Source organism: Flavobacterium rhamnosi (genome assembly GCF_048286515.1).
Taxonomy (GTDB): domain Bacteria; phylum Bacteroidota; class Bacteroidia; order Flavobacteriales; family Flavobacteriaceae; genus Flavobacterium.
Window position 1 is genome coordinate 125,147 of sequence record NZ_JBLVPS010000008.1, and the last position, 16,777, is coordinate 141,923.

A 16,777-nucleotide genomic window follows, 5' to 3' on the forward strand; every position below is an offset into this window, starting at 1 on the left:
TATCTTAAATTTTATTTTTGCCCGTAATACGAATCTGCTCCATGCTTGCGTTCGTAATGTTTTTTTATTAGTGAATCTTTCAATCGTGGGGCATTTGGGTTTATTAGCAACGTTAAGTGAGCCATTTCAGCGACTACTTCTAAAACTTTACTGTTATAAACCGCTTTTGCTGCGTTTTTTCCCCAGGCGAAAGGACCGTGATTGCCTATGAGAACCATCTCCACTTCCTCATAAGAAAGGTTTTTTTCTTTGAAGCAATCCAAAATTTGAATTCCTGTATTGTGTTCATAATTTCCTTCAATAAGTGCATCACTCATAGGAGCTGCACAAGGAATATCAGATGTTAAATGGTCTGCATGGGTTGTTCCAAATATTGGAATGTCTCTTTGGGCTTGTGCCCAAGCCACAGAATAAGTGGCATGAGTGTGCGCTACTCCGCCAATTTTTGGCCAATTTTTATATAAATAAGCATGTGTTTTTGTATCCGATGAAGGACGCATGCTACCTTCGATAATGTTGTTGTCAAAATCAACAATAACAATGTCTTCTGGTTTTAAATCTTCGTAAGGAACGCCACTTGGTTTAATGGCAAAAACACCATTTTTTCGATCCACTGCGCTTACATTTCCAAAAGTATACACTACTAAATTCAATGCATTTAATTGCATGTTGGCTTCGTAGCATTCTTGTTTCAAATCTTTATACATAGTGTTCCTGTTGTAATTTTTTAATAGATGGATCTGCAAAAGAGCTTAATTGGTCATATGCTAACAATAACTTGTTATATGCGGCGACTTTGTCTAATTGAGGGAAATATTCGCCATCAAAATCACTTCCCATTTTTTGACTTGCTTCAATTACTGTAGGATAAATTCCTGCTGCAACTGCTGCATAAATGGCTGCGCCCAATGCTGGTGTTTGATCTGACGCTGCAATTTTAATTGGTTTGTTCAGAACATTAGCCAAAGTTTGCATGATATAGGGTGATTTTCTGGCTACACCACCAATTCCGATTACACTGTTTATTTTTACACCTTCTTCTTCAAAACGATCTACGATTTTTTTAGAACCGAAACAGATTGCATTTACTAAAGATTTGAATAAATGAGGTGCTTTTGTGCCTAATGATAAATTAGAAATGGCACTTTTTATTTCCTGATTGGCATCCGGAGTTCTTCTTCCATTAATCCAATCCAGAGCAACTGGAACGCTTTCTGATAGTGGAATTTTTTCTGCTTCTTGTGTTAATTGTAGTATTAGATTTTCGCTAATTTCTTCTTTTAACTGTTCTTTTTGTGTTTCGTTTAGGGTATTCGAAGTAGCTAATAAATGGTCCGTTGGCCATAGTAGTAATTCTTTGTACCAAGCCAATAAATCTCCAAAAGCAGATTGACCAGCTTCTAAGCCAATAAAACCAGGAATTACTGAACCGTCCACTTGTCCGCAAATCCCACGAACTGATTTAGCTCCTATGCTCTCTTCCGAAGCCACAATAATGTCACAAGTTGAGGTTCCCATAACGCGAACCAATGTGTGTTCTTCTATTTTTGCCCCAACAGCTCCAGAGTGCGCATCAAATGTTCCGACAGCAATAACTGTATTTGTTGTAAGTCCCAATCGGGTAGCCCACTCTTGACTTAAATTTCCTGCTACAAGATCTGATGTATAGGTTTCATCATACAGTCTTCCGCGAAGTGCAGCAAGATACGGATGTAATTTTCCCAGAAATTCTTCTGGAGGTAACCCATTCCAGTCTTCATGCCACATTGCTTTGTGGCCTGCTGCGCATCTACTTCTCTTAAACGATTTTAAATCTTTATTGTCAATCAATAAATACGTCATTAAATCACAATGTTCCATCCAAGTGTAAGCCGCATTTTTTACAGCCTCATCTTGTCTGGCAATGTGCAGAATTTTTGCCCAAAACCATTCAGATGAATAAATTCCTCCTACATATTTTGTGAAATTTTCTCCGCCCCAATTTGCTGCAAGCTCATTGATTTCGTTTGCTTCATTTATAGAAGTATGATCTTTCCATAATACCATCATAGCATTTGGATTGTTTTCAAAACCTTTTGTCAAAGCCAAAGGTATTCCGTCTTCAGTAACTGGTACAGGTGAAGAACCTGTTGTGTCGATGCAAATGCTTCGTATAAGGGAAGGATCTATAGCGCTGTTTTCAACAACATATTTTATAGTAGTTTCTAATCCTTCGATATGATCTAAGGGGTGTTGGCGAAACTGGTTTATCGATGCGTTACAATATTCTTTGTTTTTCCATCTCTTGTAGTGACAAACGTTTGACGCTATTTCTTGCCCGTTTTCAGTGTCTATTAAAATTGCTCGAACAGAATCTGTTCCATAGTCTAATCCTATAACGTAATTTTTCATTCCAAAATCTTTTTAGATATATGCAAATATAAATATATTTATTTCATAAGTGTATAAAAAACACTTAATTTAATTTAATTTCGTGATTTTTGTCAAAACATCAATAAAATCGCTGTTTATGAGTAAAATAAGAAATAATTGTCAATAATACAATTAATACATTGTGATTATTTCATCTTAATCTTTAAAACTGTTACAGAATAGGCTGGAAGACTCATTTGTGCCTTCTCCCCTTTGCGTTTAAATTCGTTTTCTGTAGGGCTTATTTTTTTAGGATTCGCAAAAGAATTTTCATCTTCCAGATTTGAACTTGTAAGTGTTGTAACAGTGCCTTTAGACGCCAATTTGCTTCCTTTTAAATCAATATCGACCTCATGAGCTGTGGCAGCAGTATTTACTAATTTTACGATTACTTCTTTGCTACTTGCATCTTTCACCGCAGATGCATAGAGATTGTTTTGTCCCGTTACCGGTTTTCCATCTTTAGTAATAGTAATAAGATCAGTTCCTCTATTGGTTGCGAATAATTTTTGAACATAATAATTGGCAGAACCATACGCTTCTAAATTATTGAACCAAAGTAAATCCGGGGTCCATTGCCAAGCTTCTTCATGAGCCATCAACGGCGCGTAAGAGGTTAAATTTACCACTTCAGCATTTCGTTCTAAACCAGTCATAAAAGCAGCTTCAGAGAATGCGCATTCCCAGTTGTTCCTGTTGTCAGGACTTGCAATAGCAACACTTTGAGCGGCATATTCTCCTGCAAAAATTTTAGGGCCTTTTCGATCATAACTGTCGTAACGTGTTGCATTTTCTCTAAACCATTGCGGGCTTTTATAATAATGCTCATCTACGATTTCAGCATTTAGTTTTTTGAGTTCTTGCATGCCATATTCAAAATAGTCTCCTTCTGGAAATGGACCGCTTCCGGAAACAATAATCATTTTTGGGTATTTAGATTTTATGGCTTTTTCAAATACTTTGTATCTTTCAATATAATCTGGTCCCCATTGCTCATTTCCAACACCAATGTATTTTAGGTTGAAAGGTTTTGGATGCCCCATTTCAGAGCGGACTCTTCCCCAAGGAGTTTCAACTCCACCATTAGCAAATTCAATTAAATCCAAAGCATCTTGCACGTACGGATCTAATTCTTCCAATGGTACCAATTCACCAGTATTGAATTGACAAGCCATACCACAACTTAAAATAGGTAATGGTTGCGCACCTAAATCTTCTGAAAGTTGGAAATATTCAAAAAATCCTAATCCAAAAGTCTGGAAATAATCTGGTGCCGGTTTGTGACTGAATTCTGTGTTCCAACGGTTAACTAAAGTTTCTCTTTTATCCACATCGCCTACTGTTTTTTTCCATTGGTAGCGTTGCGCTAAAGTTCTTCCCTCAACGATACAACCGCCTGGAAATCTTAAAAAACCCGGCTTCATATCATATAAAAGTTGCACAATATCTTTACGCATTCCATTTTTTCTATTTTTCCAGGTATCTTCCGGAAACAAAGAAATCATATCCAAATCGATTGTTCCTGTTCCTTCGAAGGTGATTTTCAATTGAGCTTTAGCCTCGGTTTGTGTTGCAGTAAATTGTGCAGAATAGCCTTTCCAGTCGTTTGATGTTGGAATAATACTCGTTTCACCTAATACTTTTTTGTTTTTATCAATAAATTGAATAATGATTTTTTTGATAGCGCCATTGTGATTCGCTGCTTTTAGAGAAAGATTGTATTTGGCATCTTTTTTTATTCCCATTCCTCTAAATCCTTCATTAATTATAGAAAATCCTTTGGAATCATTGATTAGTACTCTACAAAAACTAGGATTGGTTTTATTTTCTAATGCTTTAATTGTTGTAGCAATTCCTGACTCTTTATTGAAAGAATGCTTATCACTATTAGGTTGTTCCCATCCCATAAGCGGTGCCTCAAATTCAAAAGAACGGTTTTTAATCATTTCGGCATACAATCCACCATCCGCAGCAAAGTTGATGTCTTCAAAAAAGACACCGTACATCGTTGGTTGAATTTTAGTAACTGTATTGGCGATATTAACTTCCAGATTCGTTTTTTGCGCAGTGGCGTATAAGCCATTTAGTAAAAGCCCGCAAAGGGCAATTTTGGTAATTAAATTAGGTTTCATTTTTTTATTTGTTTGAGTTTTAAAGTCCAAGCTTGTTGGCATACAGGTTTAGACTTTGTTATTTTTTGTCATTATATTTAATCCATACTTTCATTTTTCCAACGCCCCTGTTAGACCAGGAATAATAGGGGATGGCTTTTAATTTTTCTGTTTGAATCGTATTTACACCCTCCAGAAGCCCGTCTTCTTTTTTAACTTTGAAAGTATCGTTTGCACCGATAGTTATGGCATCGAAATTAGTAGCGTTGTCGGCTTCTTCAATCGCATATACAATAGGTCCATATTCTAATGCGACTTTCCCAATGTTACCTTCTACTTTAGCGTTGGTCACCACTTGTTTTACTTCCATTGGGAAATCAAGGACAATTGTTTCTCCTTTTTTCCATTTTTTTGTGATGGTGATGTATCCTTTTTCTTCATGATAAGCAATTGCTTTTCCGTTTACAGTAACTTTTGTTTTAACAGTTGAGGTAGTTGCATAGCGATACAGATCGCCCGGTAAAACTTGATTCCTTGCCCAACTTGGGATACGTAATTTTAAGGTGAATTCGGTTTCTTTTTTAGGATTGACAGCGAGAGAAACTTTTCCGTCCCACGGATAATTAGTCTTTTGTGAAATTTCTAAGTCCGTTTTATCCAATGTTATTTTCGCTGTATTGGAAGCATATAAATTAACATAAAGCACATCTTTACTTTTTGAATAAATCAAACCTGGAATCGAAGGTATAAATCGAATTAAATTGGTTGGACAGCAAGAGCAATCAAACCAGGATTGACGGGTACATTCGCCTCGGTTGAATTTATAAACACCATCGGATTCTAAAGCATTTGGATAAAAGAATTTTTTCCCGTCTAATGATAATCCAGAAATTAATCCGTTGTATAAAGAGCGTTCAATCACATCAAAATAATCTGAACTTCCAGATAAATTATGCAATCTGTGGTTCCAGTAAACGTTTCCAATTGCCGCACAGGTTTCATTATATGCGGTCAGATTTGGCAATTCATAATTTTCTCCAAAAGCTTCGCCATCGTGTTTAGCTCCGATACCTCCTGTGATGTATGTTTTTTTGTTCACCATATTACTCCACAAATTATTGACTGCATTCAGGTAGGCAGCATTATTTTCTAAAGCGGCAATATCCGTCATGCCTGCATACATATAAACAGCTCGTACGGCATGACCTACAGCTTCTTTTTGTTGAACAACAGGAATGTCATCCTGTGAATAAGCGCCGTATAATTTATGGTTTTTTGGATTTCCCCTGTTGTCCAAAAAGTATTTTGCCAGGTTTAAATAGGCTTTGTTATTGGTAAGTTGGTATAATTTTACCAAACCTGTTTCTACAATTTGATGCCCGGGAACACCATGAACCTGGTTTTGTTTATCTCCAAAAGTGCGCACTAACATATCCGCATTTTTGATGGCAATGTCTAAGAAGTTTTTCTTTCCGGTAGCTTCGTAATGCACAACAGCAGCTTCAATTAGGTGACCAGAATTGTATAGTTCATGGCTGATAAATAAAGATTCCCATCGTTTTCCCTCTACCACAGGTACCCAGGTGGCAGGTGGCTTGGCTGGATTGATGGTTCTCCAAGTGGTTAGATAACCATCTTTTTCCTGACCAATTTTCACAATACTAATCAGAGAGTCTAATAGAATTTCCAGTTTTGGATTGGGTTCGCTGATTAAGGTATTTGAAGCCCCTTCTATAATTTTATATACGTCCGTATCGTCAAATGGCATTTGGCCTTTTACGGTTCCTTCCATTTTGCCACCTGCAACTAAGAAATTATCCATACGACCTTCTTCTTGGCATTTATGAATCGCATATTCGATGGTTTTTTCTTGTACTTTTTTGATGATAGGCAACCAAAAGGCATCAGTTACCTTGACATTTTGAATGTTTACGGGTACTATGCTATAACCTGTTTTTTTTGGCGAATCCGATTTTTTGGAACGCTGTTGGCTATGTCCATAAACGGTTATTAATAGAGAAGCTGCCAGTATTGTTTTTTTGATGAAGATCATTTTAACGGCTATTAATCGATTTTTATTTTTAGTTCAGTGGTTCAACGACAGGCCATAAATCGGCATCCCATTGCAATTGTTTTATTTTTAAAACAGGTCTTCCGCTTTGTTTTGCATCATAAGCATGGTAAACCATATAGTCTTTTCCATCAAAAGTATAAGCGCTGTTATGTCCGGCCCCGTACCAATTTTCGTTTCCCTGTATCAGTAATGTTCCGCCACCTTCGTTTAATGATTTTCCGTCTTTATCTACATAAGGGCCAGTAATTTTTTTGGATCTCCCTACAACTACTTTATAAGTGCTTTTTTCACCTCGACAACATAAATCCCAAGAAAGGAATTGATAATAATAGCCATTCTTTTTAAATATAAATGGAGCTTCGAGTGCGCCATCTCCTGGGTCAGTATCTGCTAATTCGAAGGTTCTTTTGCGTTTTGATATAGTGGACCACTCTTGAGGCTCGGCCACTGATTTTAAATCGGAATTTAATTTTACCATTTTCAAACCATTCCAAAAAGAACCAAAAGCCAACCATGGAATGTTATTTTCATCAAAAGTCAAATTGGGATCTATGGCATTCCACATATCACGATTTGGGACTGATTGAATCACAATTCCGTGATCAATCCATTTGTAGGCAGGATCTTTTGGATTTAATGTAGTATTAGTAGCTAATGCTATCGCCGAAGTGTTTTTTGCGAATGCAGAAACCGAATAATATAAATAATAGCGGTTGTTATGAAAGGAAACATCTGGAGCCCATATGTGATTGTTGAAATCCGGAACAACAGTATCTGCCCAAACCGGCTTTTCTTTGAATATGGCCGGTTCTTGATTCCAGTTTTTCAAGTCCTTAGAACTAAAAACACTGATTCCTTTACCTGTACAGTATAAATAGTACGTATCTTTTTGTTTAATAACTACTGGGTCATGAACAGAAATCTCTTGCGACCAAGATATTGAGGTGATTAAAATCAGCAGAAAGAAGAACAGTGGTTGTCTGTTTTTATGAAATTTCATGTGGTTTGTTTTTTATTTTTGAATCCCTTCCGATGTCATAATTATTCGTTTTATAGTTCCATCTTCGTTGTAGTAGAGGCGATCTATGCAAACGGATCTTCTAAAACTGCCGCCGTTAGGTTGAATACTCCCGTTATGATAGATAAAATAATCTTTTCCTTTAAACTCAATTATAGATTGATGGTTGGTATTTGAATTCGCGGCTATTTCATTCAAAATACCTTTGTATTCCCATGGACCTTTAAGAGATTTACTCATCGCGTATGCAATTTTTTCAGGAAATTGATAGGCATACGATAAATAGTACCAATCCTTTTTTTTATGGATCCAAGGTGCTTCGGTAAAATTAGGCAATGAAATGGTTTGGATGGGACCATCAATTTCAATCATATTTGCTTTCAGCTTTGCATAATGACAAACGGTGTTTCCCCAAAATAAATAGGCTTGACCATCATCATCTATGATTACCGATGGATCTATATCGTCCCAATCAATAGTGGTTTGTGTAGTCATGTCATTGGTAATGATTGCTTTTCCTAAGGCATCTTTAAAAGGACCTGTCGGACTATCCGAAACAGCTACACCTATTGCTTTTCCATTGATAGCTCCGTGTGTAACGGTGACGTACCAATAGAATTTTCCGTTGCGTTCGATGACTTGAGCTGCCCAGGCATCAGATTTTGCCCAGGCAAAATCACTAACTTTCAGTGGTACAGGATGTTCTTGCCAATTCACCATATCAGAGGAGGAATACACCAGCCACTCATTCATTTTATAAAAATTGAAATCATTTGGTGCCTCATCATGACCAGCGTAGAGATATACCTTGTCTTTGTATACTAAAGCTGCCGGATCTCCTGTGTATTTGTCTTTGATAATGGGATTATTCATTGTCGAAACCTGATTTGCATTTTCAGTAAGGGTAGGGGTAACCTCAGTTGTTTTTATAGTTTTACAAGAGGAAACAAGTGCCAATAGGGATGCAATTAGAAGTGTTTTTTTCATTTTATTTTTTTCTGTAAAAAAGATAAAAAAGAATATTTTATCGGTAATAACTGCCTTTTCTAGTGACTAAAAAAGGCAGTTGAATTTAGAATTAATTTATTTTTTTTGCCCAAACCGGTTGCCCGTTTGCTGTGAATCCGGAATACGTCAAGGTTACTTTTCTAGGAGAGGCTTCCCAATCCCAGGCATCGCTTACTTTACATTTGTTTCCATTTACAGTAAGGGTAGCATTTGTGCTGTCATACGACCAGGTTCCTGTAAGTCCACCGCTCACTTTTTTATCGGCAGTCAGGAATATAGAAACAGATTTTTGAATTGTTTTGTATTGATAATTCATTGTGATTTGTTCCCATGTGCCTATAAACGAAGCTTCTGTCATAGAAGTTTTTGGTACCTGAGCATAACGTTCAGGTGAAACAACCGGCCATCCATCTTCAGTCCACTGAATGGCGCGAACATGACCCATCATTAGCGCATTTGATGCATTAATCCCCGGAACACCCTCTGGTAAACGGGCTTGTGAAGCATAAAACCATTCTTTGGTGTCTGGATTTTGAAAAATCGAGCAATGGGAAAAACCAACCCATCCGGTATGATAGTTAAACGAGTAGGGATGTGTCAGCATTGGCCAGCATTCTGCTCCATTAGTGACATCGCCGCCATTGATGCCAATGTATGGACCCATAATGTTTTTAGAACGGGCAACTCGGGTGTTGTAAGCGACAGATAACTCGTCGTAAGCTAGAAATAAATAGTAGTATCCGGTGTTTTCGTTGTAAATAATTTCAGGGCCTTCAGACGATTGCCAGCGGCTGTTTCCTCGTTTTGCAATTCGGGTTCCATAGTCGCTTAGCGTTTTTAATTGATCCGGTTTACCTGTAGTCGGATTTAATTTTAATGCTGCAATACCGGAGTGCCAAGAGCCGTAAATTAAATAATGTTCTCCTTCCGGAGTAATGGTAAAAGTCGGGTCGATAGCATTAAATTTGAAATAAGCTTCCCAGTCATTACCACCATTTCTGACATAACTTTTTACGCCGTCCGGTTCTGAACAGACTACCATTCCTTTATCTGTCCAATTATTAGTTGCCAGATCATCAGATTCTGCAAGACCAATAAAGGCCCTTTCTGACCATGAGGTAGTATAGTCGGTACCAATAATCGGCTCCGTAACCACAATGCTATAATACATACGGTATTTGTTGCCGACTTTTTTGATGTACGGCGCCCAATAGCCATAGGACGGATTTGCTAGAGGAGGTAAAGCCGGAACCATACGCGCTCTTTTGTTGTTTAGGGAATCTTTTACCCATGCCGGTGCCTGTGTCATTGCAGCACCCATGTATTCCCAAGTTACAAGATCTTTTGAACGTCTGTACGGGAAATGACCGTGTCCGTCATGTGCATTTCCATACGATGCATCCGTTTGATACATATAATAATAATCGCCACATTTTTCAACAGAAGGATCATGTACGTTAGCCAGATTCCATTGAGAACGGCTATCCCAAGATGCAACAGAGGTGTAGTTGTCAGGGTAAGTAGGTCCGGGGAAAGTATTTGGTACGACCACTACTGGTGGAACTACTGGATCTGGGTCCGGACCCGAGGCAGGATCATCACTAGAACAACTACTAAAAAGTACTACCAATAATAATACTATTGGATACGACCTTAAATTCAAAATGGGAAGAAACTTTTTCATCTTTTTATGCTTTTATTTGGCTTCTAAAACTACCACAGAAAATGGAGGTATTATTATTTCCAGTTTACCCTTTTTTGTCTGAAAACCTTTGAATACAGCAGGTTTGATGTTTGTCGGGTTGTCAAATGAATTGTGGTCTTGTAATTTTGACGATGCTAAAATAGTTCCAACAACAGTTTTAATTCCAAGCTCTTTTATGTCAATTTCTATTTTGTGTTCTTTTTTAGAGTCAATATTTACTAATGAAATATGAACTGATCCATTTTTATCTTTTGATGCCGAAGCTGATAATGCTGGAAGCGTTTCGGCATTATATGTATATAAAGGAGAATTAAATGTAAGGGGTAATAATTGAGCATCCTGATGTTCACTATACATTTTCATTACATGATAGGTCGGCGTTAAAATCATTTTAGCTTTATCTGTAAGAATAACTGCCTGTAAAACATTTACACATTGTGCTAGATTAGCCATACGTACCCTATTGGCATGGTTGTTAAAAATATTAAGCGTTGCTCCAGCCAAGACCGCATCTCTCATGGTATTTTGTTGGTATAAAAATCCAGGATTAGTTCCTTTCTCTACATCGTACCAACCGCCCCATTCATCTACAACTAAAGCAATTTTTTTCTCAGGGTCATATTTGTCCATAATGGCGCCATGTTTAGTAACCAGTTCATCCATTTTTAAGGCTTCTTTCATAGTTGTGAAATACTGTCCTTCGGTAAAATCTACGCCATCGCCTTTTTTATTCCACTCAATTACAGAATAATGATGCATGGCAACACCACCCAACATGTTTGCCGGAATATTCTTCATCAATGTTTCGGTCCAATTGTAGTCGGCATCACTTGCACCAGAAGCAATACGCATTAAACCGCCTGTGTTTTCCCAATCAGACATAAATGTGGCATATTTTCGGTATTCGCCAGCATAATATTCGGGTTTCATATTACCACCACAACCCCAGGCTTCATTACCAATTCCCCACATTTTTACTTTCCAGGGTTCGACTCTGCCATTTTTTTTACGCAGATCACTCATTGGGCTTTTACCTCCAAAGTTGGCGTATTGTACCCAATCTGAAAGTTCCTGGACAGTGCCACTACCTACATTTCCGGATAGATAGGGTTGTGTTTCAAGTAATTCACACAAGTTTAAAAAATCGTGTGTACCAAAACTATTATCTTCCGTAGTTCCTCCCCACCACTGGTTTACTATTGTTGGTCTGTTTTCTTTTGGACCAATCCCGTCTTTCCAGTGATAAGTATCCGCAAAACAGCCGCCCGGCCATCTTAAATTAGGAATTTTTAATTTTTTAAGGGCATCAATAATATCATTACGCACTCCATTTGTATTGGGTATTTTTGATGTATCCCCAACGAAAAGGCCACCGTAGATGGATCGTCCTAAGTGCTCTGCAAAATGTCCATAGATATTTTTATTGATAGTAGGCGCGTTTGCATCGCTTTTTATAGAAAGTACTGTAGCTTCTTTTTGTGCAAAAGTAGTTTGAGTAAAAATAAATAAGATTAATATGGCTTTTTTCATATTGTTTTTAAGTTATAATATCACATGGTAAATGCTACCATGTGATATTAAAGTTTTAACTAATTCAAATTAATATTAATAACCACTGTTTTGAATGGTTCCTGGATTGTTATCCATTTCTAATTGTGGTATTGGGAAAAATTCTCTTCCTGTTGCATAGGAATTAAATTCAACGTCTCTTGATTTTAACCATGCTAATTTTGTTGGATCCTGCAACCAACCCCAACGACGAATGTCATCGAAACGGTGTCCTTCTAATGGGAATTCCAAGAATCTTTCGTGTCCAATTTGGTCTCTCATAGTAGCTTGTGTCAATCCTGGTTTTGCGGTACTTAAATTAGGCAATCCCACACGACTTCTAACCATCTGGATGTAAGTATAAGCTCCTGGAGTATCGCCAGTTTCGTTTAAACATTCAGCATACATAAGCAATATATCTGCATAACGTAATAAACGTTCGTTTATGCCGGAACGCCAATCGAATTCGTTCGCGTAATTTCCGTCTGAATTTTCATATTTTCTACAAAATAAATCATTTAAATCGCCTGGGTTTCCTGCATAAAAAGTAGCGAAATCTTGTCCGTAAAGTTGCATTCCTCCAGGTTTGTTATAGAACATAGTGGCATCTAAACGTGGATCTACTGTATTCGCCGTAGTTTTTTCATCATGGAATTCATTAAATAATGTCCAGGTTGGTTGTACATCAGTCCATCCAAAAGCTCTAGGGCCATAAGTAATTGCTCTTGCAGATGTTTTTCCCCAACCAGAAGCCGGAGCACCACCCCAACCTAAATCAACACCACCTGCACTTCTGCTAAACTGTACTTCGAATAGTGATTCTGAATTGTTTTCGTTAGTGTCTGTAAAGTTATCACGGTAATTAGATACTAAAGAATAAACTCCCAAATCAATGACTTGTTTAAATGCAGTTTTTGCATTTGTAAAGTCTTTAGTAAACAAGTACGCTTTCCCTAAATATCCTAAAGCCGCTCCTTTTGTGGCGCGTCCTTTTTGACCCGCATCTAAACCAGCAACATTGTCATAAGATGCAGGAAGCAATTCTGCAGCTGCTTTGAAATCTGCAATAACTTGTGCCCAACCTTCTGCATTTGTTTTTTGTGGGTAGAAAGCGGCAATTTCGGTTGGTAGCGGTACATTTTGAAACAGGTTGACTGCATGAAATAAATACAATCCTCTTAAAAAATAAGCCTGACCTAGAATTCTGTTTTTAAGAGCGGTGTCAGCCATGTCGATAGCAGGTGTATTGGTCAAAACTTGATTACTGCGGTAAATACCTTGGTAATAAGTTTCATAAGCCCAGCCATAAATAGCAGAATTTGAGACAGTTGAGTTAAAACGTCCAACGTTATACATAGCATCCCATGGACTGTTACTTCTGGTATCATCACCTTTTAAATCTAATAATAAAGGAGTACTTCGCATATAAGTACCATCGGTTAGTAAACTACCATAAGCGGCGTTCACACCTTTTAAAGCGTCTTCATCTGTTTTCCAAAATGAATCTACGGCGTCATTATTGGGGTCAAGTTGAATTAAATCTTCGTTGTCAACACAACTTGTTGTTACAACTGCCAGTGAAAATAAACCAGCTATATAATTAAATATTTTATATTTCATTTTGATTCGTTTTAAGTGGTTTGCTAATTTAAAAATTTACTTCAAGGCCTAAAGAAATGGTTCTAGGGTTAGGGAATGACCCTCCGTCATATCCTCTAGAGAACGATCCGTCATTGCTATTAAAGTCAGGATCACCTCCATTATATTTACTAATAGTTAAGAGGTTTTGCCCATTTACATACACTTTTGCTTTTTGAATAAAACTTTTAGCTACTGGAATTTCATATCCAATTTCCATAGTTTGCAGCTTTACGTAGTCTCCATTTTCAATGAATCTGTTAGAATCTCTTCCGTTTGCATTAGGGTCACCAATAATTGGGCGCGGAACATTTGTATTTGTATTTGTAGGTGTCCAGTAATTTAGCATATCAGTACTGTGATTGCCATATTGTGCAGCCATTAAATTACGGTATACGCTGTTAAAAACTTTGTTTCCGCCACTTCCTTGCCAAAACATAGAGAAATCCCAATTTTTATAAGAACCACTAAAGTTCATACCGTAACTGTATTTAGGAATTGTAACACCTTGAAAGGTTCTGTCAAGATCACTGATCATACCATCTCCATTAATGTCTTTGAATTTAATATCCCCAACTCCAGCATTAGTTTGCGTTGGAGCAGCAGCCAGTTCAGCAGCATTTTGAAAAATACCATCCGTTTCGTAAGCGTAAATTTCACCCATAGACCTGCCTACTTCTGTTTTTGAAGCAGCACCATAGATTGGATTTCCGTTGATGCCAATTTGTAACACTTCATTTTTCAAGGTTCCTAAATTGGCAGATATGCTGTATTTGAAAGCATTATGGTTGTTATTGTATGTTGTTGAAAACTCTAGACCTTTATTTCGCATCGCACCAGCATTTGTTGTGATACTTGCCGGAAAGGCACCCGTTGAAAATGGTAATGGAACACCAATTAAAAGATTCGTGGAGTTTTTAACATAATATTCTGCAGTAAACTGTAAATCATTATTAAAGAATCCAAGCTCAAGCGCTACATCGGTCGTTTTATTATCTTCCCATCGTACATTTGGATCGAAAGAACTCACCACAGTTGTACCAGGAGCTAACTGATTATTAAAATCGTATCCTGCAAAACTATTGATTGTAGTAGCAAAAAAATACGCTGGAATTGTGTTGTTTCCTAATTTACCATAACTACCTCTAAGTTTAATGGTGTTTATCCATTCTGGCAAGTGAATGAACTTTTCGTTGCTTATTTTCCAGGCTCCTGAGAAAGAGTAAGCATTAGTTGTGTTGTAATTTTCACTAAAAAGAGACGATTTGTCTTGTCTAAAGTTTGCCTGAAACAAATAACGATCATCAAAAGAGTAATTGATTCGGCTTATATAAGAAGTGCCTCTAATTGCAGTTTCTGACTCACCTGTACTGTTGTCATCAGCATATTGCAATTTGCTGATTTCACCGAAATCATATCCTACACCTCTTGACCAGTGGTTGTAATAGTCTTTGGTTTCTTGTACCCATCCTGCTAGCGCATCAAATTTATGTCTATTGATATCCAATGAATAGGTTAGCAAATTGTTAAAAAAAGTTTTGGTTTCGTTACCAGTTGATACGTCTAGAGAAGCCTCTTCTTTTGTAGTAATATAATACCACCCTAAATCACTTTGGGGTACAAATTTGTTATTTTGATAGTCTAATCTGTCAAAACTGGCGTCTATTTTGTATTTTAATCCTTTAACGATTTCATATTCTCCCCAAATATTACCAATGAAACGGTTTCTTTTTCCGCTGTTTGTTATTAAGTTATTAAACCCGATAACGTTAAGTGATATTGCTCTTTGCGTTAAGTTGTCGGTACCGCCGTATCCTCCTAATCTATTTTCATCATATACAGGCATCGTAGGAATTGCACCTATCAAAGCAGCAATTGCTGATTCTCCTACGTAACTATTAAAGCTTTCTTTGTCAGATTGTGTAAATCCTATCTTTGTACCGTATTTGAATTTTCCTTTTTTACCATTCAAATTCAAATTCATAGACAATCTTTCATAATCCTGAGGAGATTTGATATAACTGCTGTTTTTGAAATAGTCCATATTCATGTTATAGGCCAAGTCTTCACCACCACCATTAAACGCTAATGAGTGGTTTTCTATAATTCCGGTTTCATAAGCGGCATCCTGCCAATTAGTGTCTACAGTATTGATATACATTGGATTTGTTGGGTCATTTCCAGGAGCAACAGTTAATCCCGCATTCCTTTCTGCGGCACTGGTAATAGTTTGATATCCTACTCTGTCGGTTACTGACCATCTTCTGGATACATTTTGAAAACCGACAAGTGATTTGTATTTAATATCTAGTTTGCCCTTTTTTCCTTTTTTAGTAGTTATAATTACAACACCATTAGCGCCACGAACACCATAAATAGCTGCCGACGAAGCGTCTTTAAGTACTTGCATGGATTCTATATCTCCAGGAGCAAAATCAAATGGAGAATCTACAATCATTCCGTCAATTACAAAAAGCGGGTTGTTGTTGCTAAACGAGTTAAGTCCTCTAATTTTGATGTTTACAAATCCGCCTGGTTCACCAGATGATTGCACCGTTACACCTGCTACTTGTCCCTGAAGCATTTTCGCTGCATCATAGGTTACTGTTTTTTTTGCGGATTCCATGTTTACGACACCAACAGATCCGGAAAGATCTGATTTTTTCTGTGTTCCGTATCCAATAACAACTACTTCGTCGAGTTTATTCAAATCATCATTTAATACTGTGTTTACTTGAGATTTGTTGCCAACGGTAATTTCCTGATTTGCAAATCCTATGTAAGAAAAAACAAGAACATCTTTTGGTTCCGCTTTTATTGAATATGCTCCGTCAAAGCCAGTAACTGTTACTGTAGTGGTACCTTTTATTGAGACATTTACTCCAGGTAAAGACATTGCGTCTTTGGCTGATGTAACGATTCCCGTAATAACCCTAGCTTCCTGGGCAGAAAGATTATAGGTAGAAAATAACATAACTACCAGTGCTAGTAGCCATTCTTTTTTTGGCAATAAAAAATGGCAATAAAAAAATAATCTTTGGTTTGTTTTCATTCTGATTTGTTTTGGTTAATTTATAAGTGTGTGTTTTACATTTGTAAATTTAATTAAAATATATCTACAAAAACAAATTAATCTGATAAAAAAAGTGGCAAAAAAAAATACATCTCGCAAATTAAGTGTAGATAATACATTTAAAAATTGTGGTTTTGAAAAAAAAACGCTCGTTTTTGTAATTAATTTGTGTAAAAGGCACACTTTTAAT

Annotated in this window: 10 protein-coding genes; all 10 read right to left on the reverse strand. The window is 37.0% G+C overall.

All coding sequences use genetic code 11. The features are described 5' to 3' along the window. Positions 1–11: 11 nt before the first annotated feature. Positions 12–707: an L-ribulose-5-phosphate 4-epimerase gene (locus ACNQGN_RS08850; RefSeq protein ID WP_417987466.1), complete on the reverse strand. Its 696-nt coding sequence runs from the start codon at positions 705–707 to the stop codon at positions 12–14. Then, positions 700–2,391, reverse strand: coding sequence for a ribulokinase (locus tag ACNQGN_RS08855; RefSeq protein ID WP_417987467.1), 1,692 nt, complete (start codon positions 2,389–2,391; stop codon positions 700–702). The genes ACNQGN_RS08850 and ACNQGN_RS08855 overlap by 8 nt, the downstream gene beginning before the upstream one ends. Positions 2,392–2,558: 167 nt before the next feature. Continuing rightward, positions 2,559–4,544: an alpha-L-arabinofuranosidase C-terminal domain-containing protein gene (locus ACNQGN_RS08860; RefSeq protein ID WP_417987468.1), complete on the reverse strand. Its 1,986-nt coding sequence runs from the start codon at positions 4,542–4,544 to the stop codon at positions 2,559–2,561. A gap of 58 nt (positions 4,545–4,602) precedes the next feature. Beyond that, on the reverse strand, positions 4,603–6,576 hold the full coding sequence (locus ACNQGN_RS08865; protein WP_417987469.1) for a glycoside hydrolase family 127 protein: 1,974 nt from the start codon (positions 6,574–6,576) through the stop codon (positions 4,603–4,605). A 28-nt stretch (positions 6,577–6,604) separates the two neighbouring features. Beyond that, on the reverse strand, positions 6,605–7,597 hold the full coding sequence (locus ACNQGN_RS08870; protein WP_417987470.1) for an arabinan endo-1,5-alpha-L-arabinosidase: 993 nt from the start codon (positions 7,595–7,597) through the stop codon (positions 6,605–6,607). A 12-nt stretch (positions 7,598–7,609) separates the two neighbouring features. Then, complete coding sequence (locus ACNQGN_RS08875; RefSeq protein WP_417987471.1) at positions 7,610–8,602, reverse strand: glycoside hydrolase family 43 protein; 993 nt, start codon at positions 8,600–8,602, stop codon at positions 7,610–7,612. Positions 8,603–8,693: 91 nt separating this feature from the next. Then, positions 8,694–10,307, reverse strand: a complete 1,614-nt coding sequence (locus ACNQGN_RS08880) for an arabinan endo-1,5-alpha-L-arabinosidase (protein ID WP_417987472.1) — start codon at positions 10,305–10,307, stop codon at positions 8,694–8,696. Between the two features lie 12 nt (positions 10,308–10,319). Beyond that, a complete protein-coding gene (locus ACNQGN_RS08885; protein ID WP_417987473.1) occupies positions 10,320–11,858 on the reverse strand; it encodes an alpha-N-arabinofuranosidase in 1,539 nt (512 codons plus the stop codon). A 75-nt stretch (positions 11,859–11,933) separates the two neighbouring features. Continuing rightward, positions 11,934–13,496 carry a RagB/SusD family nutrient uptake outer membrane protein gene (locus ACNQGN_RS08890; RefSeq protein ID WP_417987474.1) on the reverse strand — a complete coding sequence of 521 codons (1,563 nt, stop codon included), beginning with the start codon at positions 13,494–13,496 and terminating at the stop codon, positions 11,934–11,936. A gap of 28 nt (positions 13,497–13,524) precedes the next feature. Continuing rightward, positions 13,525–16,566 (reverse strand): SusC/RagA family TonB-linked outer membrane protein, encoded by a 3,042-nt coding sequence (locus tag ACNQGN_RS08895; protein ID WP_417987475.1) that lies wholly within the window; start codon positions 16,564–16,566, stop codon positions 13,525–13,527. Between the last annotated feature and the right edge of the window lie 211 nt (positions 16,567–16,777).

Bases quoted from the DNA above. Each gene is read 5' to 3' on its own strand.
- ACNQGN_RS08850 (WP_417987466.1), bottom strand. From the start codon at position 707: ATGTATAAAGATTTGAAACAAGAATGCTACGAAGCCAACATGCAATTA.
- ACNQGN_RS08855 (WP_417987467.1), bottom strand. From the start codon at position 2,391: ATGAAAAATTACGTTATAGGATTAGACTATGGAACAGATTCTGTTCGA.
- ACNQGN_RS08860 (WP_417987468.1), bottom strand. From the start codon at position 4,544: ATGAAACCTAATTTAATTACCAAAATTGCCCTTTGCGGGCTTTTACTA.
- ACNQGN_RS08865 (WP_417987469.1), bottom strand. From the start codon at position 6,576: ATGATCTTCATCAAAAAAACAATACTGGCAGCTTCTCTATTAATAACC.
- ACNQGN_RS08870 (WP_417987470.1), bottom strand. From the start codon at position 7,597: ATGAAATTTCATAAAAACAGACAACCACTGTTCTTCTTTCTGCTGATT.
- ACNQGN_RS08875 (WP_417987471.1), bottom strand. From the start codon at position 8,602: ATGAAAAAAACACTTCTAATTGCATCCCTATTGGCACTTGTTTCCTCT.
- ACNQGN_RS08880 (WP_417987472.1), bottom strand. From the start codon at position 10,307: ATGAAAAAGTTTCTTCCCATTTTGAATTTAAGGTCGTATCCAATAGTA.
- ACNQGN_RS08885 (WP_417987473.1), bottom strand. From the start codon at position 11,858: ATGAAAAAAGCCATATTAATCTTATTTATTTTTACTCAAACTACTTTT.
- ACNQGN_RS08890 (WP_417987474.1), bottom strand. From the start codon at position 13,496: ATGAAATATAAAATATTTAATTATATAGCTGGTTTATTTTCACTGGCA.
- ACNQGN_RS08895 (WP_417987475.1), bottom strand. From the start codon at position 16,566: ATGAAAACAAACCAAAGATTATTTTTTTATTGCCATTTTTTATTGCCA.